Annotated in this window: 29 protein-coding genes; 5 read left to right on the top strand and 24 right to left on the bottom strand. The window is 64.2% G+C overall.

Going from position 1 to position 18697, the window contains the following annotated elements; genetic code table 11:
* From ACTQ1Z_RS03475 to ACTQ1Z_RS03555, 17 genes are all read right to left on the bottom strand, one after another.
* A complete protein-coding gene (locus tag ACTQ1Z_RS03475; protein ID WP_441858733.1) occupies positions 1 to 234 on the bottom strand; it encodes a hypothetical protein in 234 nt (77 codons plus the stop codon).
* Positions 235 to 474 carry a helix-turn-helix domain-containing protein gene (locus ACTQ1Z_RS03480; protein WP_441858735.1) on the bottom strand — a complete coding sequence of 80 codons (240 nt, stop codon included), beginning with the start codon at positions 472 to 474 and terminating at the stop codon, positions 235 to 237.
* Positions 461 to 670: a hypothetical protein gene (locus ACTQ1Z_RS03485; RefSeq protein ID WP_441858737.1), complete on the bottom strand. Its 210-nt coding sequence runs from the start codon at positions 668 to 670 to the stop codon at positions 461 to 463. The genes ACTQ1Z_RS03480 and ACTQ1Z_RS03485 overlap by 14 nt, the downstream gene beginning before the upstream one ends.
* Positions 671 to 881: 211 nt before the next feature.
* Positions 882 to 1820 (bottom strand): DnaB-like helicase C-terminal domain-containing protein, encoded by a 939-nt coding sequence (locus tag ACTQ1Z_RS03490; protein WP_441858738.1) that lies wholly within the window; start codon positions 1818 to 1820, stop codon positions 882 to 884.
* On the bottom strand, positions 1817 to 2230 hold the full coding sequence (locus ACTQ1Z_RS03495) for a DUF6291 domain-containing protein (protein WP_441858739.1): 414 nt from the start codon (positions 2228 to 2230) through the stop codon (positions 1817 to 1819). Before ACTQ1Z_RS03495 ends, ACTQ1Z_RS03490 begins: the two co-directional genes overlap by 4 nt.
* A 58-nt stretch (positions 2231 to 2288) precedes the next feature.
* Positions 2289 to 2759 (bottom strand): hypothetical protein, encoded by a 471-nt coding sequence (locus ACTQ1Z_RS03500; RefSeq protein ID WP_441858740.1) that lies wholly within the window; start codon positions 2757 to 2759, stop codon positions 2289 to 2291.
* Positions 2760 to 2768: 9 nt separating this feature from the next.
* Positions 2769 to 3410: a hypothetical protein gene (locus ACTQ1Z_RS03505; protein WP_441858741.1), complete on the bottom strand. Its 642-nt coding sequence runs from the start codon at positions 3408 to 3410 to the stop codon at positions 2769 to 2771.
* Positions 3410 to 4126, bottom strand: a complete 717-nt coding sequence (locus tag ACTQ1Z_RS03510) for a RecT family recombinase (protein ID WP_441858742.1) — start codon at positions 4124 to 4126, stop codon at positions 3410 to 3412. Before ACTQ1Z_RS03510 ends, ACTQ1Z_RS03505 begins: the two co-directional genes overlap by 1 nt.
* Positions 4127 to 4148: 22 nt before the next feature.
* Positions 4149 to 4508, bottom strand: coding sequence for a hypothetical protein (locus ACTQ1Z_RS03515; protein ID WP_441858744.1), 360 nt, complete (start codon positions 4506 to 4508; stop codon positions 4149 to 4151).
* On the bottom strand, positions 4498 to 4950 hold the full coding sequence (locus ACTQ1Z_RS03520) for a hypothetical protein (protein ID WP_441858746.1): 453 nt from the start codon (positions 4948 to 4950) through the stop codon (positions 4498 to 4500). The genes ACTQ1Z_RS03515 and ACTQ1Z_RS03520 overlap by 11 nt, the downstream gene beginning before the upstream one ends.
* 70 nt (positions 4951 to 5020) lie before the next feature.
* The gene (locus tag ACTQ1Z_RS03525; RefSeq protein ID WP_441858747.1) at positions 5021 to 7246 is read right to left on the bottom strand and encodes a DNA methyltransferase; all 2226 of its coding nucleotides are present in this window, start codon (positions 7244 to 7246) and stop codon (positions 5021 to 5023) included.
* Positions 7246 to 7608, bottom strand: coding sequence for a hypothetical protein (locus ACTQ1Z_RS03530; RefSeq protein WP_441858749.1), 363 nt, complete (start codon positions 7606 to 7608; stop codon positions 7246 to 7248). The genes ACTQ1Z_RS03525 and ACTQ1Z_RS03530 overlap by 1 nt, the downstream gene beginning before the upstream one ends.
* Before the next feature lie 4 nt (positions 7609 to 7612).
* Positions 7613 to 8125 carry a hypothetical protein gene (locus ACTQ1Z_RS03535; protein ID WP_441858751.1) on the bottom strand — a complete coding sequence of 171 codons (513 nt, stop codon included), beginning with the start codon at positions 8123 to 8125 and terminating at the stop codon, positions 7613 to 7615.
* Entirely contained in the window at positions 8118 to 8315 is a 198-nt protein-coding gene (locus ACTQ1Z_RS03540) for a hypothetical protein (protein WP_441858752.1), read from the bottom strand. Before ACTQ1Z_RS03540 ends, ACTQ1Z_RS03535 begins: the two co-directional genes overlap by 8 nt.
* Positions 8302 to 8475, bottom strand: coding sequence for a hypothetical protein (locus tag ACTQ1Z_RS03545; RefSeq protein ID WP_441858753.1), 174 nt, complete (start codon positions 8473 to 8475; stop codon positions 8302 to 8304). Before ACTQ1Z_RS03545 ends, ACTQ1Z_RS03540 begins: the two co-directional genes overlap by 14 nt.
* Before the next feature lie 38 nt (positions 8476 to 8513).
* Positions 8514 to 8729, bottom strand: coding sequence for a helix-turn-helix domain-containing protein (locus ACTQ1Z_RS03550; protein WP_441858755.1), 216 nt, complete (start codon positions 8727 to 8729; stop codon positions 8514 to 8516).
* On the bottom strand, positions 8726 to 8857 hold the full coding sequence (locus ACTQ1Z_RS03555) for a hypothetical protein (RefSeq protein ID WP_441858757.1): 132 nt from the start codon (positions 8855 to 8857) through the stop codon (positions 8726 to 8728). Before ACTQ1Z_RS03555 ends, ACTQ1Z_RS03550 begins: the two co-directional genes overlap by 4 nt.
* A 165-nt stretch (positions 8858 to 9022) precedes the next feature.
* Here ACTQ1Z_RS03555 and ACTQ1Z_RS03560 point away from each other — a divergent pair, with 165 nt between their 5' ends.
* Positions 9023 to 9490 (top strand): hypothetical protein, encoded by a 468-nt coding sequence (locus ACTQ1Z_RS03560; protein WP_441858758.1) that lies wholly within the window; start codon positions 9023 to 9025, stop codon positions 9488 to 9490.
* A gap of 391 nt (positions 9491 to 9881) precedes the next feature.
* Positions 9882 to 10043 carry a hypothetical protein gene (locus ACTQ1Z_RS03565; RefSeq protein ID WP_441858760.1) on the top strand — a complete coding sequence of 54 codons (162 nt, stop codon included), beginning with the start codon at positions 9882 to 9884 and terminating at the stop codon, positions 10041 to 10043.
* Between the two features lie 10 nt (positions 10044 to 10053).
* On the opposite strand, the gene ACTQ1Z_RS03570 is transcribed toward ACTQ1Z_RS03565, so the two are convergent.
* Together ACTQ1Z_RS03570 and ACTQ1Z_RS03575 are read right to left on the bottom strand one after the other, a co-directional pair.
* Positions 10054 to 10236, bottom strand: coding sequence for a hypothetical protein (locus tag ACTQ1Z_RS03570; protein WP_441858762.1), 183 nt, complete (start codon positions 10234 to 10236; stop codon positions 10054 to 10056).
* A gap of 138 nt (positions 10237 to 10374) precedes the next feature.
* On the bottom strand, positions 10375 to 10587 hold the full coding sequence (locus tag ACTQ1Z_RS03575; RefSeq protein WP_441858763.1) for a helix-turn-helix domain-containing protein: 213 nt from the start codon (positions 10585 to 10587) through the stop codon (positions 10375 to 10377).
* 147 nt (positions 10588 to 10734) lie between these two features.
* On the opposite strand from ACTQ1Z_RS03575, the gene ACTQ1Z_RS03580 reads away from it, so the two are divergent.
* The 3 genes from ACTQ1Z_RS03580 (at position 10735) to ACTQ1Z_RS03590 (ending at position 13518) form a co-directional block, all read left to right on the top strand.
* A complete protein-coding gene (locus ACTQ1Z_RS03580; protein ID WP_441858765.1) occupies positions 10735 to 11112 on the top strand; it encodes a helix-turn-helix transcriptional regulator in 378 nt (125 codons plus the stop codon).
* A 37-nt stretch (positions 11113 to 11149) separates the two neighbouring features.
* On the top strand, positions 11150 to 12277 hold the full coding sequence (locus ACTQ1Z_RS03585) for a Fic family protein (RefSeq protein WP_441858767.1): 1128 nt from the start codon (positions 11150 to 11152) through the stop codon (positions 12275 to 12277).
* A 113-nt stretch (positions 12278 to 12390) separates the two neighbouring features.
* Positions 12391 to 13518 carry a tyrosine-type recombinase/integrase gene (locus ACTQ1Z_RS03590; RefSeq protein ID WP_441858769.1) on the top strand — a complete coding sequence of 376 codons (1128 nt, stop codon included), beginning with the start codon at positions 12391 to 12393 and terminating at the stop codon, positions 13516 to 13518.
* Positions 13519 to 13708: 190 nt separating this feature from the next.
* Here the strand turns inward: ACTQ1Z_RS03590 and tsf are convergent, their stop codons facing one another.
* The 5 genes from tsf to ACTQ1Z_RS03615 all read right to left on the bottom strand — a co-directional run bounded on the left by tsf (position 13709) and on the right by ACTQ1Z_RS03615 (position 18585).
* Positions 13709 to 14581 (bottom strand): translation elongation factor Ts, encoded by an 873-nt coding sequence (gene tsf, locus ACTQ1Z_RS03595; RefSeq protein ID WP_441858772.1) that lies wholly within the window; start codon positions 14579 to 14581, stop codon positions 13709 to 13711.
* A gap of 115 nt (positions 14582 to 14696) precedes the next feature.
* Complete coding sequence (gene rpsB, locus ACTQ1Z_RS03600; RefSeq protein WP_293814588.1) at positions 14697 to 15452, bottom strand: 30S ribosomal protein S2; 756 nt, start codon at positions 15450 to 15452, stop codon at positions 14697 to 14699.
* A gap of 160 nt (positions 15453 to 15612) precedes the next feature.
* Entirely contained in the window at positions 15613 to 16587 is a 975-nt protein-coding gene (locus tag ACTQ1Z_RS03605; RefSeq protein ID WP_414153548.1) for a tyrosine recombinase XerC, read from the bottom strand.
* Entirely contained in the window at positions 16550 to 17875 is a 1326-nt protein-coding gene (gene trmFO / locus ACTQ1Z_RS03610) for a methylenetetrahydrofolate--tRNA-(uracil(54)-C(5))-methyltransferase (FADH(2)-oxidizing) TrmFO (RefSeq protein ID WP_441858773.1), read from the bottom strand. Before trmFO ends, ACTQ1Z_RS03605 begins: the two co-directional genes overlap by 38 nt.
* Positions 17876 to 17925: 50 nt before the next feature.
* Positions 17926 to 18585, bottom strand: coding sequence for an integrase core domain-containing protein (locus tag ACTQ1Z_RS03615; protein ID WP_441858775.1), 660 nt, complete (start codon positions 18583 to 18585; stop codon positions 17926 to 17928).
* Positions 18586 to 18697 lie beyond the last annotated feature (112 nt).

Genomic DNA, 18697 nt, shown 5'->3' on the forward strand with positions numbered 1-18697 from the left:
CTACCCCTCCTCGAACCACTCGTCCGGCTTCTCGCAGTCATCGTCGCCGTGTCGCCCGTAATCGAACGCCCAATCTAGCGCCTTGGCCGTTCCGCACTCGCAGCCGAGGTCTCGCGAGGCCTCCATGTCGCATACGCCGAACCACCTGCACGGGTTGCGCGGATAGTCATCCAGCACCCTGAAGTGCACGCAGTTGCCGCACAGCTTGGGGCACGGCTCGCCATCTTCGTTCATCTATGCCTCCATCATCAGGTCCTCGACGTCGCAGTCGAAGAGCCGCGCGAGCTGCATCATCAGCGACGCGGTCGGCCTCCTCGTGCTGCCGTCCAGGAGCTTTCGTATCGTCTCTTGCTTGATTCCGACGCTCTGCGGCGCGTCGATGCCGTGCTGTCGCAGCCCGTAGAGGATCGCGTCGCGGTCGGGCACGAACTCCGGCAGCCGAGTCGGCCCGTACGCGGGCCTACTCGCGGCCATCGGCGCTCGCCGCCAACCGCGCCCTCTGCGCCCTCCGCCTCGCGTCGTACTCGCGCTTGTACGCGAGCCGTTCGTCACGGTGGGCCTGGTAGTACTCGCGCTTCTCCTCGCGGTGGGCCTGGTAGTACTTCCTGTGGTACTCGCGCCGCACCTCCGCGTAGGCGCGCTTGATGTCGGGGCTGATCCCGTCCGCCATGTGTCATTCCTCCCTCGGCTTGGCCACGTTGGGCACTTCCACGTACCTCCCGGCGAGGGGCGAGCCGTCAGTCCAGTCCGGGCTGACGCGCCGCCTCGCGTCGCCGTCGGGCGGCGGGCCGCCGCCCGCGAGCACCGCCACCGCGCACCCGTCGGGAACCGCCCAGGCGCAGGCCGCGCCCATACACAGCTCGCCCGACAGCGGGCACCACCTAGCCATCGCGCGCCTCCCTCATGACGCTCCACGCGCCGTAGCACCAGGCGTCGGTCGCGAAGCCCGCCCGCCCGGCCTTGTTCTTCACCACGTTCAGGGCGACCGGCCTTGCGCCGTCCGACTCCCCGCCCTCGCGCCTCGTCACGACGACGGCCGCCTGGGCCGCGTAGCCCACCACGCCGCTGCCGCGAAACCAGTCGAGCGACGGGTCCGTGTCCTGCCTGCCGAGCTTGCGCAGGCTCGAGAGCTCGAGCACCGGGACCTTGAGCCCGATTGCCAGGCGCTGGAACGCCGACGCCGCCGCGCTCACGCGCGAGTACTCGCTCCCGTCGGCCTGCTGGTCGCCCGTGCGGTACTGCTGCAGGTAGTCCACGACCACGAGCGCTGGCGGCTCGCCAAGCAGCGAGAGCGCACCCTCGACCTCGCCCACCGTGCACATGGAGTCCACCAGCGCGAGGTTCGGCCCGACGCGCTCGGCGAAGAGCTGCGCCGTCCTGGCCATGCCCTCGCCCTGGCAGACGTCGAACGCCCACCTGCCGAGGTCGGACGGGTGCTGCCCCGCCCTCAGCCGCATGCGCTCGGAAGGCACGTCGCTCCACCTGAAGGGCGTCGCGCCCTCCGCGCCGGAGCAGGACCAGGCCGAGGCGCACCTCGCCCAGACGTTCTCCCACGAGTCGTCGAGCGTGAGGTAGAGCACCCTCAGCCCCCTCGCCGCGACGCTGGCCGCCGCCTGGCACGCGAGCGCCGACTTGCCGACGCTCGCCTGGCCGCCCAGCACCGTGACGCCGGGCATCAGGCCGCCGCCCAGGGCTCGGTCGAGCGGGGTGCCCGTGCGCAGCGGGTCGCGGCCGCCCAGGAGGCACTCCTCGACCCAGCCGCGCGCCGGCGCGTCCCTTGCCCTCAGCTCGTCCCAGGGGTCGGCCCACTCGCCGCTCACGGCAGCGGGGGCGGCGCGTCAGCGCCTGCCCCCGCGTGGTCGTCTCCATCAAGGAGAGAAGAAGCTTCATTTATTTTCGCTTCTTCTCTTTTCTTTTCGCTTTCAGCACCCCTTTTAGCCACCCTTTTAGGGGTGCTTTTAGCACCCCTTTTCGAGCCATCATTGCGAGGCCTGCCTCCACGCATGCCAGCCTCACGGGCGGCGCGGCTGATCTCCATCGACTGCCTCGCCTGGGTAGCCACGAGCTGGAAGCCGAAGGCCATCACCTCGTCTGTGCCGAAGTCCGGCTCCTCGCCGTCGAAGACGTAGGAGCACAGCGCCATCACGAAGCGGCCTCGCCTCTCGTCGTCGCCGAGCATCCTGAGCGCGTCGTAGTAGCTGTCCCAGAACTTGAAGCTGTCCGTCGCCACCGTCTCACCTCCCCTCATGGCAGGGGCGGCGGCTCGCGCCACCGCCCCGATGTTTCCGCTATTTCTTTCTCGTTCCGTAAGGTGTCAGGCCCTCGCGCCCCCGCCTTCTTGCGTCCATCCGCCTGTGGCACGGGGTGCAAAGCCAGATGACGTCGAGCGGCCTGGCGTAGTCGTGGTGGTGCGCCTCAATGCGGTGCTCGTCGGAGCCGCAGCCGCAGCCCCAGCACACGTCCGGGCGCACGATCGCGCCGCACTTGAGCGCGGCCTCCACGCACTTCTGGGCATTCAGCTTCGTCGGGCACTTGGCGTTCGTCTTCAGTCGCGTCTCGAGGACCTTCTCGGGGTTCTCGGACTCGTACCGCCTGACGTCGGCCTTGAACCTCTCGCGGTCGGAGGAGTAGCGGGCCTTGTTGTAGCGGCTGCAGCACGACCGGCACATACTCTGCAGCTTCCCGGCCGCCCTGTTCGCCCAGTTGAACTCAGTTGTTGGCAGCTCTCGCCCACACCTGCTGCACTTCTTTGTCTCCATGGTGTGGGCCTAGTTAAAAGGGATGTCCTCGTCAGCTAGGTCGGTCGCGGGCGGCGCAACGGGCGGCGGGGTCACCTGCGGTGCGCGCGGGGCGGCGGCGGCCTTCTCCTCCTCCGTCCTCACGCCCCTGGGCTCCGCCCACTTGGGCGGGTAGTCGCCAGAGCGGGCCTTGTCGGCGGTGGTCACGCCGCCGATCTGGATGGCCTCGGCGTACTCGCCGGCGTGCTTGCCGGACTTGCGGACGTAGCCCACGCGCTTGAAGACGCAGCCGACGAACTTGCCGACGAGCGTCTGCTCCGCGCCGTCCTTGGAGCCGTCGTAGGTGAAGCCCTTGTTCTGGGTGGTCTGCTCGACGGCCTCGGTGAGCGCCTTCATGCGGCCCCAGTCGATGCCGCCCCCGCCGTACTCGCCGATGAAGAAGCGGTACGTGTGGCGCCAGCTGCGCTCCGGGTCGCTCAGCTCATCCCTGTCCGTGACCATGTACTTGTTGGTCTTCGGGTCGATGGGGTTGAGCGTGAGCCCGATGTACGGGTTCGGCTCCGCGCTGCCGTCCTCGACGGCGGCGATAAGGCAGGCGTAGCCGCCCGGCTCGACCTGCGGCGCGCCGCCCTGCCTGGCGACCACGTCGCCGTATCCCTGGTATCCCTGCATTAGTCCTCCTCGTTCTCGTTGCTCTCCGCGCCGTCGCCGACAAAGTCCGGCGCGACGTCCTCGTACGCCTCGTCCGGTACCGGCTCGCCCTCGGGCGCGTCGCCGAAGTCCGGCACGTTCGGCATCGGCTCCACCACGCACTCGACGGCGCGCGGGCCGCCCTCGTCTGGCAGCTCCTCGGACACGTACGTGTTCTTGAAGCAGCCCGGGTACAGCTCGCGCAGCGCCTGGGCCTTGGCGACCTTCCTGATCATGGTCGCGGGCTTGGCATCCCACATGGCGTTGTACTGGTCGTACTCGGAGAGCGCGACCTCGACGTCCACGGGATGCGACCTCGACCTGTCGTAGGCCGTGGCCCACCCGCCGACGAGCTCGCAGCCCGGAGGCACGACGCACCCGCTCCTGCGGTGCAGTCCGTCCCCGTCTGAGTAGAGGACGCCGCTGTCCATCCCGTCGAACGTCTCCTGCGCCGCCGCGACCCTCTGGTAGTAGTCGATTGACGGCATGATGGTCGGCTTGCCCTTGAACACGCCGATGTGGCAGTCGCCCGCGAGCGGGTTGAGCCTGAGCGCGGCGCAGGTCGCCATCACCATCGCGACGTTGCGGTCGTTCATGGCGGCGCGGTCCTTTGGCGCCACCAGGTACTCGACCACCTTCCTCGGCGTGAGCTCCATCGAGCCGCCGTCGACGGTCTCGTACCTCACGATCTCGCCCATCGTTCTCCCTTCGTCGTTGTCATCAGAATCCGTAGCTCCTCTCCGTGCCCGCCTTGCGGTAGCGCCCGTGGCAGCCGTTGCGTCTCAGGCATCCCACGAGCGACGGCATCATGCCCTCGTGCGCGACCAGCCACTCGCACCAGCCCACGTCGACCCACCGCTGGGCCGGGTCCTGGGTCGGCGCGATCGACCAGCCGCCAGGCAGGATGCCGTCCCGCTCGCATATGAGCAGCGTCGCGAGCACGTTGGTCATCTCCTCGCCCTCGGCGGCGAACAGGCCGCGTATGGGCGGGTCCAGGCGCACCCGCCACAGCTCGCAGAGGTAGTCGTGCTCCGCGGCGAGCTGCTCCGGCGTGACGCGGGCGGGGTCCCTATTCCCCATTCCCGCGCCCCACCAGGCGGCAGGCCGTGTCGAGGTCGACGCTCACCCACATCTCGGAGCTCGCGTCCGCCGGCTCCCTGCCGACGAGCCGGCAGAGGTCCGCCACGGTGAGGTCGCAGCGCGTGCGGCCGAACCTCGCCTCGCCCACGTTCCTGGTCTTGAGCACGAGCAGCGCGAACCCGGCGCCGGCGTTCTCGCGCTCGGCGTCGGTCTGCCTCCGCCACTCGGCGACGTCGGCGGGCGCGGCCGCCTCGGCCTGCCTCCCCGCCTTGCACTCGACGATGCCGTCGAGGCCCGTCGAGCTGCGGAGCCACCCGAGGTCGCCCTCGTCCATGGTGCCGTGCAGCGCCCTGCGCTCGACGCGCTGGCCCAGCCGCTTTGTCAGCCACCGGGCGCACGCCGTCTCGAACGCGGTGCCGACGTCCTTCGGCCTGTTGGTCATTCGCCCACCTCACTCACCCCCAAGGTGCCGCGCGATTGCGCGTCCCGGTTCGTTCGTCATGTTTTCCTCCCTAGAAGAGCGTCGTCTGGTGCCTCTGTCGCTCGGCGTCCGCGAGGTTGCGGCACGCCTCCCTGAAGTAGCTGGGCTTGAGCTCGATGCCCACGTACTCGCGGCCCATGAGCAGGGACTCGTACCCCTCGGATCCGATGCCGCCGAACGGCGAGAGCACGAGGTCGCCGGGATTGCTCCACAGGCCGACGCAACGGTGGATGACGTCGAGCTGGAGCGGGCATATGTGCCTCTCGTCGCCGTCCTCGCGACCGGCGCGGGCGTTGAGCGTCCTCGACTGGTTGATGTCCATCCATATCGGCGACGCCCACTTCTGCCACAGGTCGACTGGGAACTCGTCTGACGTGTGGGATATCGGCTCCGGGTTGTCGCCCGGCTTGCGCATTACCACGACGTAGTCCGGGATGCCCTGCCTGCTCATTGAGCTGTCCTTGCGGATGGTCTTGTGGAGCAGCCCGAGCGCCTTCGTGCGCTGCATGGCGGTGACGGGGTTCTTCCAGATGCACACCTCGGAGTGGTAGACGAACCCAACCCTCTCGAACGCGCGGATGATGTCGCCCCTGAAGTCGCGGATGCCGATGACACCGTCTCGCTCCTTCGTCATCGGCAGGTTCATGCAGTGGATGCACGCGCTGCGCCCGGGCATGAGCACGCGGTAAAGCTCTGGGATGAGGTACTCGAAGTGGTGCCAGAACTCCTCATCCGTCTTGCTGTTGCCCATGTCGCGCGGGCTGTCGCTGTAGGTGTACAGGCTCGCGAACGGGGGCGAGAAGACCGTGAGGCCCACGCTCTCGTCCGGTATCTCGGCCACGCGCTCGACGCAGTCCCCGAGCAGCATCTGCCACCCGTCGCCTTCGGCGTCGGCATAGGCGCAATCAGGGACGTTGTCATCTCGCTCCCCAGCGAGCTGCGCCTGGGTCTCCTCGGCCATGGCCTCGACCATGCCCCTCTTGGTGTCCTCCACCATCCTCTCCTTCTCCTCGATTGCCGCCACGACGCCGCTCTCGCGCTCGGTTGAGAACACGAGCACGTCGACGGGGTTCGGCTGGCCGAATCTCCAGCAGCGCCTGACGGCCTGGTAGAACTGCTCGTAGCTGTACGAGAGCCCGCAGAATGCCATCTGGTGGCATCCCTGCCAGTTCATGCCGAAGCCGCAGATGGACGGCTTGGAGACGATGACGCGGTATTTGCCGCTGGAGAACCCGAGCATGGCGTCGGCCTTGTGCTCCGGCGAGTCGCTGCCGCGCACCTCGACCGCGTCAGGAATCGCCGCCGCGAGGGCGCTTGACTCGTCGTTCAGCTCGCACCACACGCACCATTGGCCCGGCGTGCCGTTGACCTTCTCGGCGATTGCCTCGACCTTCGCGGGCAACGACTCGCGCCTCGCGCGGCGCACGTCCTGGATGCCCTCGGCGGGAACCTCGAACAGCCTCCCGTCTTCCGGCGACAGTGGCGTCGGCATGGGCACGTTGACGGTCTTGACCCTCAGCTCGGGAAGGTCATATCCGCTGGCCTCGTATCCGATGTCCTGGGGCCTGGACAGCATGACCGCCCACGTCGCCATCCATCGGTAGAAGTCGGACTTCGCGTGACCCTTGAGCCGCCACTTCGACGTGTCGCCGCCGTCGTGCGTGAAGAACGTCGCGAGCATCTCGGTTCGCGTCATCGCCCCGCATATCTCGGCGTGCGTCCCCAACTCCATCTGGTCGTTCGGCGCAGGCGTCGCGGTGCAGCAGAGCACGTATGGGACGTCGCGGAGGCCGTCCGTCAGTGCCCTCCTCGTCTTGGAGTCGTGGGACTTGAGGATGCTCGACTCGTCCAGGACCACGGCGACGAAGGCCCTGAGGTCGAAGTGTTGGAGCATCTCGTAGTTCGTGACGTAGATGCCTGATGGGTTCGCGGGCATCTCGCGGACTCGCGTCACGCCTATGCCGAACTTGCGCCCCTCCGCGACGGTCTGCTCCGCCACTGCGAGCGGGGCCACGACCAGGGCGGCCGCGTTTGACGGAAGCATCGAGTCGACGGACTGACGCGCCCATTCGAGCTGCATTGCCGTCTTGCCAAGTCCGCAGTCGGCGAAGATGCTCGCCCTGCCGCGTCGGCAAGCCCACCTGACGATGTCGCGCTGCCATTCGAACAGCAGCCCGTTTATCTCGCCCGGCTCGAAGCCAACCGGCTCCGAACGGTCTGCCTTGCTGCGGAGAAACTCATCGTAGGACTCGCCCATCACTCTCCACCGCCCGCGCAGAGCCGCAAAACGGTTCGTCCGGATAGGTCGATGCCGAACTCGTCCTCGACGTGCTCGACCGTCGCGCGAAGCGAGTTGACCATGTCCGCGAACGCCTCCACGCCGTCGTCAGCATCCATGTCCTCCGTGAGGACGGCGTAGGCGTACTTGGCGCCAATGCCGAGCGTCACGAGGTCGCGTGGCGTGATGTCTGGCCACACTTCGAGCGCCAGGCTCGCGAACGCCTCGGAGACGTCGTTCAGTTCGGGCGACTCGGCCCCGGACAGGTTCAGCGCCGCGCCCATGGTCATGGCCACGGCGGTCTTGAGGTTACTGCGAGATCTCTCGGTTACGATCTTCATCTATCTACTCCACCTCCCCGGCAATCACGCCAGCTACGGCGGCGGGGAGCCCCGTGCCGAGCGCGTCGCGGACCTTGGCCACGTCCACACGGAGCGTCGTGCCGTCCCATCGCGCCGGGACGCTGTACGTGCTCGCGTCGATTCCGGGTGGGACCTCCCCATCCATGTCGACGCTCGCCTTGGCGATTGCCTTCCACTGCTTCTTGACGACCTCGGTCAGGACGGCGTAGCCCTCGCCGCCCCTGAGCCATTCGACCAGCTCGTTCAGGTTCGTGAGCGAGTAGCCGATTTCGTTCGTCGGCTTGGAGATGCGTGCGCTGAGCGTGCCCACCCTCTCGCCGTTCACCTCGAGCGCGATTCGGTCGGTGCCGAGCGCGTCGAACGACGCCCTGAGCATGTCGTCGGCCTCCGTGCGGATGTTGTTGCCGTGCTCCCCGCCGTTCGTGGCGAGTTGGTCGCCCATCGCCTTGTACACGGCCTGGGCGATCGCGAGCCGGGTCAGTGCCTCCCTACTCATCGGAATCACCGCACGCGAGCTTCGCGCTCGGCTTTAGCTCGTCCAGCTCGTCGGTCAGCTGCCTGACCTCGTCGCGCAGCTCCTTGTTCTCGTCCATCATCGAGGTGTAGGCGCGGTGCCAAAGGTCGCGCTCGTTCTGACACTCGCCAAGCGCCTTGGTCAGCGCCTGGACGTCCTCAAGACCTACCATCTGCAATCCATCTCCTAAACGCGGCCATCGCCGCGATTCTGTTGTCAAACTTGCCGAGCTCGATGCGCTCGCGCACCGCGCCCGTGCCGTGCACCTTGTTAGGCGCGTCGTCCTCGATGACGCGCACGCCGAGGTAGGTGCCGTCCTCCCTCGCGTACATGACGCCTCCGTCGACGCGGTCGGCTATCGCGAGGCCCCTCATTTGGTGTTGGCGGCAATCCAGGCGTCAACGTCCTCGGGACTGACGTAGCGCCCGCGCTTCTTGCCCACGGGAAGGCAGCAGCGCAGCCGTCCCGCGCCCGCCTCGTCCAGCAGGATGTGGTAGTTGATGCCGGTGTACTGCGCCGTCTCCGCGATCGTGTACATGAGGCGGGGCTTGAGTCCCGCTCGTTCGGCCATCTCTCGTGCCTTCATCGCGCAATCCTCTCCGCGCGGCCCAGCGTGCGAATCGCCCACGCCCAGAGCGCGGCGACGATGACGGCGACGATGACGCTGAGCACGTCAACCACTTGCGGCGATACGTTCGAGAACTCGTCTATCATGTGATTCGACCTCCTTTAGGTCAGTGGCCCCTGCATGTCTTGCCGGACGTGGGGCCATTTTTGTTAGGTGCCTCACCCACGCATGCCCAGGCCCAAGCCGGCCAGGAACGCGAAGATGAGAAGCAATGCCATACCCATGCGAACCTCCTAGGGAATCGAGGGCCAATGAAGAAGTTTTCCGAGCTTGCCGTCAACTACGCTGGACTTGCCGTGTCCGTTCTCTCCCTCTGCGGATTCGTCTCTGCCATCGCCTTTCTCGACGACGCAAAGGCGGCGGTGTCGGAGCACCCCGGCTCCGTGGCGCTGCTTTCGGCGCTCTCCTTCCTGGCAGGCGCTTCGGTAGCGCGCAGCGCGATGGTTACCAGCAGGCGCGCCAGAAGGCGTGCGAAGGTCGAACGGCTAAGTAGGTGCTTCACCGCGATGTCCGCCAGGAGGAAGAAGATGGTCGCCACCGCCCTCGACAAGGGCGAGGTCCGCGCGTGGTCGCTCGATGAGGACGCCACGGCGCTGTGCGCGATGGGAATCTTCGGCACGCCGCCTTACGCGTCTTACACAGGAGATATACCGTTCTCGCTCCAGCCGTCGGTCGCGGCCGAGATAGCCGCCCATCGCAAGGAGTGGCTAGGCATATAGCCCGGAAACCCCGGCGCACCGGGGCCGTTCCGCGAGCGCGCCGCGAGGAGCGCGGAAGCCAGTCATGCCGCCCGTAGATACGCTCGTCAAAGTCGTTATCAAGGCATGGCGGCGACCGTGCGCCTCGTGGCGCGTTCGCGTCTTCGAGCACCCACCGCGACGTCGGCCACCCAGGGGCACGTGTCGCAATGAAGGAGAAAAGCAAGACGCCAGATTGAGAGGAATTCGCTATGAATGGGGTATCGCGCGGTGGTGTCCCGCGCCTTCCCTGACGCCTTCCGGCGCTGTGGCCGCCGTCGCGGCGAGTGCTCGATTGGTTCTGAAAGGCTTCTTGCTTCGGATGCAGGCGGGCGCGACGGCCTAGAATCTCCCCTTGAGGGGAGGTGATCAAATGACTGATGAGAAGAAATGGGCGCTCGAGAAGGCCGTCGAGCTGACGGTCGCGGCCCTCTCGAGCCCGACGGGCGGCCATGACAAGGTCGTCCAGGTCGACAACGCCACGAAGTTCCTCGAGGGCATGTACGACAAGCTCGTCAAGCTCCAGAGCAAGTAGGCCAGGCGTCTCAGAGGAGGTCGAGGGTGGTCTCCGCGAGCGCGACGAGGAGTTGCATCTCGTCGCAGCTCGCGCGGCCGCTCTCGACCTTCTCGCAAATGCCCATGCCCAGTCTCGCCATCGCCTGGACGAAGTCGTCCTTCGTCACGGGCGCGTTTGGTTCGCACTTACCAATGCGCGGGTCCTTATCCATGGCACGGCTCCCTTCCGGCCGCCGCGCCTGCCTGCATCCGTTTTCCGCTCCTTTTCGGCCAGGAGCGGTAGTTTTGCCATTCGGTTTTCAAGGTTCGGAAAATCCCTCTCGCGGGATTCGGAAAATCTGGCTCGCGGCCTACTCGATGCCGCAGAGGTCGTTAGGCGAGCAGCCCAGCGCCTCGGCGAGCTTGCAGGCCGTCTCGAGCAGCGGCGTGGTCTCGCATCGCAGGTACTTCGTGATTGCGTCGTAGGACACACCGGACTTCTCCGCCAGCTCGCGTGGCGTCATGTCGGCCTCGGCCATCGCGACCTTCAGGCCACGTCGGACTGCCGTGCGGAACTCTGGCATTGGCTACCTCCCTTCGGTGTAATCAACGCGATTCACGTTGCGATTCCAAGTATCAACATGATTCACGTTGTGTCAAGAGAGATTTACGTATTTCTTTGCTACTTGTACGTGAATCACGTAGACTCATCCACAAGAGAAGGAGGAAGCATGTTCAAACTCTCATTGAAGATTTGGCGTAAAAAGGCCGGCTACAAGACCCAATCTGAAGCCGCTAAGGCCCTGGGAATGAAAGAGCGCCGTTATGCCTCTCTCGAACGAGAAGAGGTAGCTCTCACGCTTGAAGACGCCTACGAGATATCTGTTGTTTTCGGCTGCACCCCGAACGACCTGTGCGACTGGTACGCCACGCACCAGCGCGAGAGACCGCGTCAGGCGCGCCTGGACCCGGAGCGCGAGGCGCTTCTCGCCAACTACGACCGGTGCACCCCGGAGCGGCGGGAGCGCATCCTCATGGACGCCCGCGAGAAGGCGCTGCTCTCGCAGGAGTATTCCGAACGTGCTGCTGATGCCGCCCAGGGCGCGTAGGTAAAAGAGATGGCAGCAAGTAAAGAAAGGGTGCGCCATGCCCGTCAGATATCACGAGGGTAAGTTCCCACCAAAGAACCTCGATTGGGAACGCCTCGTCCAACACATAGAGAGGGCAACACTCGCCCTCGCAAAATACGACAGCTTCCTTGAGATAATTCCAGACGCATCGATAATGCTGTCCCCCATGCTCGTCCAGGAGGCTGTCACGTCATCGAGAATCGAAGGTACTCACGCCACGGTTAGCGACGTCCTCGTGTTCGAAGCGGGCGGCCCCGTCGACGAGAGGGACAGCGATGACGTACTCGAGGTCGCGAACTACCGCAGGGCGCTAATCCTTGCGGAGGAAATGCTCAAGGACATTCCCCTGAGCGGAAGGGTCCTTCGAGCCGCCCACTCCGTCCTCCTGGAGAACGTTAGGGGAAGTCTTAAGTCGCCTGGCAGGTTCAGGACTGACCAAAACTGGATAGGCTCATCCAACGACATCAGGGAGGCGAGGTACGTCCCCATCTCTGCGGCGAAGCTCCCGGATGCCATCGCAAGGTGGGAGACCTATGTGAACTCAACCGACGTGCCGTCCCTCGTCAAGGTGGCGGTGGCACACGCCGAGTTCGAGTCCATTCACCCGTTCTGCGATGGCAACGGCAGAATCGGCAGGATGCTTGTCCCCCTAATGCTCTACTCGGACGGAGTCATATCAAGCCCCTGCCTCTACCTCAGCGAGTTCTTCGAACATAGGAACAGCGAGTACCAGGACCGTCTCCTTGCGGTCTCATCGGACGAAGCATGGACGGAGTGGTGTGTCTTCTTTCTCAGGGCCATCGAGACCCAGGCGGCTGAAAATCTATCAAAGGCGAGACGAATTTACGCGCTATACGAAAGGACTCTTCTCGACGTCTCAAGAAGGACGAAGTCTGAGAAGGCTCAGGATGCAGTCTCATGTCTATTCAGATCTGCGATATTCCCGGCGAACGTCTTTGTCAGGGAAGCGGAGATGAGCCTCACGTCATCGAAGAGGCTTATTTCGTCGTTGAAGTCTGACGGCGTTATCGTTGAGGTAGCGTCACACAAAGGGTCTAGCCCGGCAATTCTCGCGTTTCCCGAATTACTGGGGATAACCGATGGTTTTGCCAACCATAGTGGTCCACTTCTGGACGACAAATAGATTTGTGGGCCAAAAATCGGTAATTCTGGCCCACAAACTAACTTGTGGGCCAGAAGTGGACGACAAAGTCACAAGTCGATCAAGACCCCTAGCATCGAGATGAGGAGGCAACCATGCCACGCAGGCGCTCGACGTGGGGCAGCAACACGGACGCGGGCGGGGGCTACCGCCGCCTGCGCTACTGGGCCGACGAGCACGACGGGCGCGGTTACGTCCGCCACAGCAAGACGATAAAGGGCACGCGCCGCCAGGGCGACGAGGAGCTCGCGCGTCTGCGCGTCGCCCACTCGCAGGACAGGCCCGTCCCCACGGTCAAGCAGGCCTATGAGACGTGGTGGTTGCCAGATGCGCTCGCCAAGGTGGAGTCAGGGCGAATCTCGCGACAGACGCTGACCAACTACCAGAGCCGCTGGAACGCGCACGTATGCCCCGCGCTCGGCGACTTGCCCGTTAGCGACGTTCGCCCGCTCGTGCTGCGCGAATGGCTGCAAGGCATGAGCGCCGGGGTGTCAAACCAGGCCGTCGTGATGCTGCGCCAAATCCTCGACTTGTGCGTCCTCTACGAGTGCATCGAGTCGAACCCGGCGCGCGGCGTGATACCCACGGCCACGAGGCCTAAGGCCACGGAGCGCGACAAGACCACCTACACCGCCGAAGAGATGGAGGAGGCGCTATCTTCCGTAAAGGGGACCGCCGCATACATCCCGGCCATACTCTGCGGCCTTGGCTCGTGCCGCGTCGGCGAGGCGCTCGGCGTGCGCTGCGACGAGGTCGAAGAGGTGGAGGCCAACGGGACGATCGTGGCCGTCGTGCCCATCTCGCGTCAGGTCGATAGGGCGGGCGACGTGAGCGGCACGCTCAAGACGTCCGGAAGCGCCCGCGTGGTCGCGATACCAGAGCCATGGTCGCTCGACGTTCTGAAGGCGGCGCGCGCGAACCAGCTTGGCGGTTGGCTCACGCCGGACGGCGTGGGCGGGCCGCTCTCGCAGTTCACGTTCAACACGATTTGGCGACGCGCCCTCAAGGCTGCCGGGGTCCCGTCCATCCCACTGCGTAACCTGCGCAACTCGTGGCGCACGATTGGCCGATGGGAACTCGGAATCCCCGAAGACCTACTCGAGAAGATGATGGGCCACGCGGGCAAAGGCGTTGGCGAAATCCACTATGACAGGCCGAAGTCGGAGTATTTCGCGGACGTCGTGAGCCGCGCCTGGAACGACTTCCGTGCTGCAAAACCATAGCCATTTGGGACAAATTGGGACATTTTCAAATTATGCAGGCGTTTTACCTGCGGTTTTAGGATTGCTTGCACTCTTATTGATTCTAGCAGAGGGAAAATGCGCGCTCCCCACCAATTACAGGAGCACTAGACATGCAAACGGGCCCGACACCATTTGGTGCCGGGCCCGAAAATCAAAGCTAAGCTAAAAGCTACTCGCCGAAGGTGAAGCGATCGAAGGCAACGACCTCGATGGAGTCGCCGAGCTCCTTGCCAACCTTCTCAGCGTACTGACGGATGGTGATGTCGCCATCCTTGATGAAGGCCTGCTCGGAGAGGACGGACTCACCGTAGAACTTGTTGAGACGGCCCTCGGCGATCTTGACCTGAATGGCCTCGGGCTTGCCGGACTCGGCAGCCTGAGCCTTATAGATGCTCATCTCGTGCTCGACGATCTCGGCGGGAACGTCCTCGCGGCGAGCAGAGATGGCACCGGCAGCGGCGGCCTGCATCGCGACGTCGTGAGCGAAGGTCTTGAAGGAAGCGGCCTCGGCGGTCTCCGGCTTAGAGAAGGAGAACTCGACGATGGTGGCAAGCTTGCCGTTGGCGTGGACATAAGAGCCGAAGGTGCCGGCCTCAACCTCGCGACGGGTGAAGCGAGCAATCTTCATGTTCTCGCCCATGGTGTGAATCATCTCGGTGAGAGCAGCGTCGACGGTCTCGTTAGTGGAGAACTCGGCGGCCTTCAGAGCCTCGTCGTCAGCCGGGTTGACCTTGGCGACAACAGCGGCGACGTTCTTGGCGAAGCCGGTGAACTTGGGGTTGCCACCGACGAAGTCAGTCTCGCAGGTGACCTCGACGAGAGCGGCAACCTTGCCGTCCTCGGAGACATAGGCAGCGACGGTACCCTCGTTGGTCTCACGACCGGCCTTCTTGACGGCCTTGGCCATACCCATCTTGCGGAGGACGTCGACAGCCTTCTCGATGTCGCCATCGGCCTCGACGAGGGCCTTCTTGCACTCCATCATCGGGGAATCGGTCATCTCGCGGAGCTGCTTGACGAGCGCGGCGGTGATCTGAGCCATGTTTAGCCTCTCTCTATCTACCTGCACATGCAGGATGTCTGACTTTACGTACGGGCGCCGCCCAACAAGTGGACGGCGCCCCCAAATCCTATTGTGCTACGCGAAAGGGATATCCCTACTCGGCAGCGGGCGCCTCGACGGCCGGGGTGGTGGCACCAGCGGCCATCTCCTCAGCGGTGATCTGCTCCTTGCCGGTGCCAGCAAGGATGGCGTCAGCGACGAGCTCGGTCATGAGGGCGACAGAACGAATGGCATCGTCGTTCGCGGGGATGCCGAAGTCGACGACGTCCGGGTCAGAGTTGGTGTCGAGGAGAGCAACGACCGGGATGTGAAGACGGTTGGCCTCGCGGATAGCGAGCTCCTCGCGCTTGGAATCGATGACGAAGAGAGCGGCAGGAAGCTGCTTCATATCACGGACGCCACCGAGGTTGCGCTGAAGCTTCTCGAGCTCCTTGGTGAGAACGCTCTGCTCCTTCTTGCCACGAGCAGCCATGCGGCCGTCCTCGACCATGGCCTCGAGCTCCTCCATACGATCGATGCGGGAGCGCATGGTCACGAAGTTGGTCAGCACGCCGCCGAGCCAACGCTGGTTGATGTAGGGCATGTCGCAGCGAGCAGCCTGCGTGGCGACGGGCTCCTGAGCCTGCTTCTTGGTGCCGACGAAGAGGACCTTGCCGCCCTTGGCAGCGGTCTCCTTAAGGAACGTGTAGGCCTTATCGGCATCCATGATGGTCTGCTTGAGGTCAAGGATGTAAATGCCGTTGCGCTCACCGAAGATGTACGGCTTCATCTTGGGGTTCCAACGACGGGTCTGGTGACCGTAGTGGCAACCGGCCTCGAGCAGGGTGTTAAGATTAATCTTGACTGCCATGGTACTACCTTTCTTTGGTTTCGCCTCCGCGCCGGTCATCCCGTCTAGCCACCCGTGTTTCACGGGCACCGTGGCCTTTTGGTCGCGACGCGTGTGATTTGACGCTGGCTTCTGCACAGCGATTGGACAGTGTACCAGTGAACAAGCATTAACGCAAGGCCTAATTAGATTCCGACCTTGGGTGGGCCTGGAGCGCCGCTTCCTTCAGCCGCTCAATTGACAGGTGGGTATAGATCTGGGTCGTTGACAGGCTCTCGTGACCAAGCAGCTCCTGGACACTTCTAAGATCGGCCCCACCGTCGAGAAGCTCAGTGGCGAATGTATGGCGCATCGCATGGGGCGTGAGACTCGGATCGAGACCGGCTATCTCGACTAGGTTCTCGAAGCGTTTCCTAAGGGCGGCGGCGCTCATTCGTTTGCCTTGTTTGGTAAGAAACAAGGCGTTGGTCCTGACCTTACCCGACGCGGCAAGTTTCGCGCGAGACGTCAGAAGATACCGTTCGATTGCCTCGGCGCTCTTCGCATAGATGGGAACGACCCTTTCTTTTGACCCCTTACCAAATAGGCGCACTTGCCGTTGAGCTAAGTCGATATCGTGTACGTCAAGCCCACTAGCCTCGGAGATTCGAGCTCCTGTGGCATAGAGGAGCTCGATCAGTGCCCTGTCTCGAATCCCCACCGCATCCGAGCCGCAGGCTTCAAGCAGCCTGAGGACATCACCGTCCCTCATCGTCTTCGGGAGCCGCTTTGCAATCTTGGGACTCGAAACCGTTGCAGGCGCATCTTCGTCCGTGTATCCACGGCTTACAAGCCACCGATATAACGTGCGCACCGAAGAGAGATGACGGTTCTGCGTGGTGGTTGCATAGCCCGCGGCAGATAGCTCGGCTATCCAGGCACGAACCTCGCGGTGAGTGACATGCATGGGGTCTATGCCTTCACGACGCGCCCAGTCCAAATAGGCCCCAAGGTCAATCTCGTAAGCCCGAACTGTGTTTGGCGAAAGGTTCCTTACCTCACGCAGGTATGAGCAGAACTCCCTCGCTCGAGACTCGAACTCATTTTGAGATTGCTCCCTATCCGTTGCCGTAGCGTACTCAGGCAAATAGATCAGGCCTTTCAAGGAGATACGCACGAAGATCGGAAAGGGCGCGCTCAGAATATCGAGCGTAACGCTCCCGCTTCTTCATGCGCGGGCCTTCGATGGGCGGCACGATTCCAAAATTGACGTGCATGGGCTGGTAGGGAGAAGTTGAGGGATCGGTGGCATATGCCACCAGAGATCCGAAGGCACCGGTACGCGGAAGCTCAACCCTTTCGGCTCCTTTGAGATCCGCATAGGTGTTAAGCGCGGCAAGAAGCCCCGAGGCGATTGCCTCCGTATATCCCTCGGTCCCGCAAATCTGACCGGCAAACCTGACTCGTGTGCCAGGAGCGGCAAACGTGTTATCGAGGGCGCGCGGGGAGTCGATGAACGAATTCCTGTGCATGACTCCGTAGCGGAAGAACTCCGCAGATTCGAGACCCGGGATCATGCGGAACACGCGCTTCTGCTCGGGCCAGGTGAGGTTCGTCTGGAAGCCGACGAGGTTATAGGCTGTATGGTCGGCGTTTTCCGGACGAAGTTGCACAACGGCCCACGGGCGGCGGCCGGTCCGAGGGTCAGTAAGACCGACCGGCTTCATCGCGCCATAACGAGCGGCATCAACGCCCGTGCGAGCAACTTCTTCCACGGGCTGGCAAGCGCAGAACAGGTCACGCTGTTCGAAGTCCCTCGCAACCACCCTCTCGGCAGCAAGCAGGGCGTCAATGAACGCCTCGTACTCGGCCTTGTCCATGGGGCAGTTAAGGTAATCTCCCTCGCCTGCCTCCTCGTATCGCGACTGAGAGAAGGCGATAGATCGATCAATAGTCTCAGCGTCAACGATGGGAGCGGCGGCATCGAAGAAGGAAAGTGAGCCGCCGCCCACCAGCTCAGATACGCTACTTGCGAGCGCATCTGAGCAGAGCGGACCGGCAGCAATAACGCAGGGACCCTCCGGAATCGAAGTCACCTCGCCACGAACCACCTCAATAAAGTCTGAGGACCCTATGCGTTCGCCCACGAGCCTCGAAAACAAATCCCTGTCGACAGCCAGAGCACCACCGGCAGGGACGGCAGCCTGATGAGCGCAATCAAGAAGCTCGCAGCCCATCTCACCAAGCTCCGCCTTGAGGAGCCCGGCAGCCGAGTCCACGCGAGTCGCCTTGAGCGAGTTTGAGCAAACGAGCTCAGCCATACCATCGGTATGATGAGCGGCCGTCGTAGATAGGGGCCTCTGCTCGCAAAGGCGAACTCTCACGCCCCTTTTGGCAAGCTGCAAAGCACACTCACAGCCCGCAAGGCCAGCACCAACAACCGTTACCGTTTCAAACTCGCTCATGTCTCTCCTTACCCGGGCGTAGCCGGAACATCAGTGTCTGACATTTTGCCCTAGATGTTATGTGCCAAGACATTGTTTACACCGACTATGCGTGACATCGGAGGCAGGCCCCCGCACGCGCTGTGCGGACGGTCCCAATTGTAGCGCTCGATGAAGGAGGCCAGGGCGGATGCCCTGGCCTCCTCGCTCTCCCAGGCGCGGGCGTACTGCCACTCTCGCGCGAGCGTCCTGTTCATGCGCTCGACCTTGCCGTTCTGCCAGGGGCTGAAGGGCCTCGTGTACTTGTGCCCTATGCCGCGGGCCTCGAGCAGCGCGTTGAACTCGCCCGACCGGTAGGCCGACCCGTTGTCGGTCATCACGCGCTCCACGGCGACCCCGAGGCCCTCGTAGAACGCGATCGCCCGCCCCATGAAGGCGCAGGCCGTCTCCTTCCTCTCGTCGGGCAGCTGCTCGGCGTAGGCGACCCGGCTGTTGTCGTCGACGGCCACGTGCAGGCACGACGTCCCGGCGCCCCTCCTCGACCCGCAGCCGCGCCCGAGGGCCCTGTGCCCGCCTCCCTCGGGTATGCGCGGCACCTTCTTTACGTCGACGTGGAGCAGCTCCCCGGGGCGCTCGCGCTCGTAGCGCACGCGCGTGACGGGGCCGCGGGAACGCAGCTCGCCGGTGACGCGGTCGACGTCGTCCAGGCGCGGCAGGCCCCTGCGGGCCACGATCCTGGCGCAGGTGCGGGCCGGCACGCCCGTCTCGGCGGCCAGCGCGAGCGGGGCCAGCAGCAGCCTCGCTGTCTCTTATACACATCTCCGAGCCCACGAGACGAGCATC

It is taken from the genome of Parolsenella sp. LCP21S3_E11, from assembly GCF_052118165.1.
Classification (GTDB): domain Bacteria; phylum Actinomycetota; class Coriobacteriia; order Coriobacteriales; family Atopobiaceae; genus Parolsenella.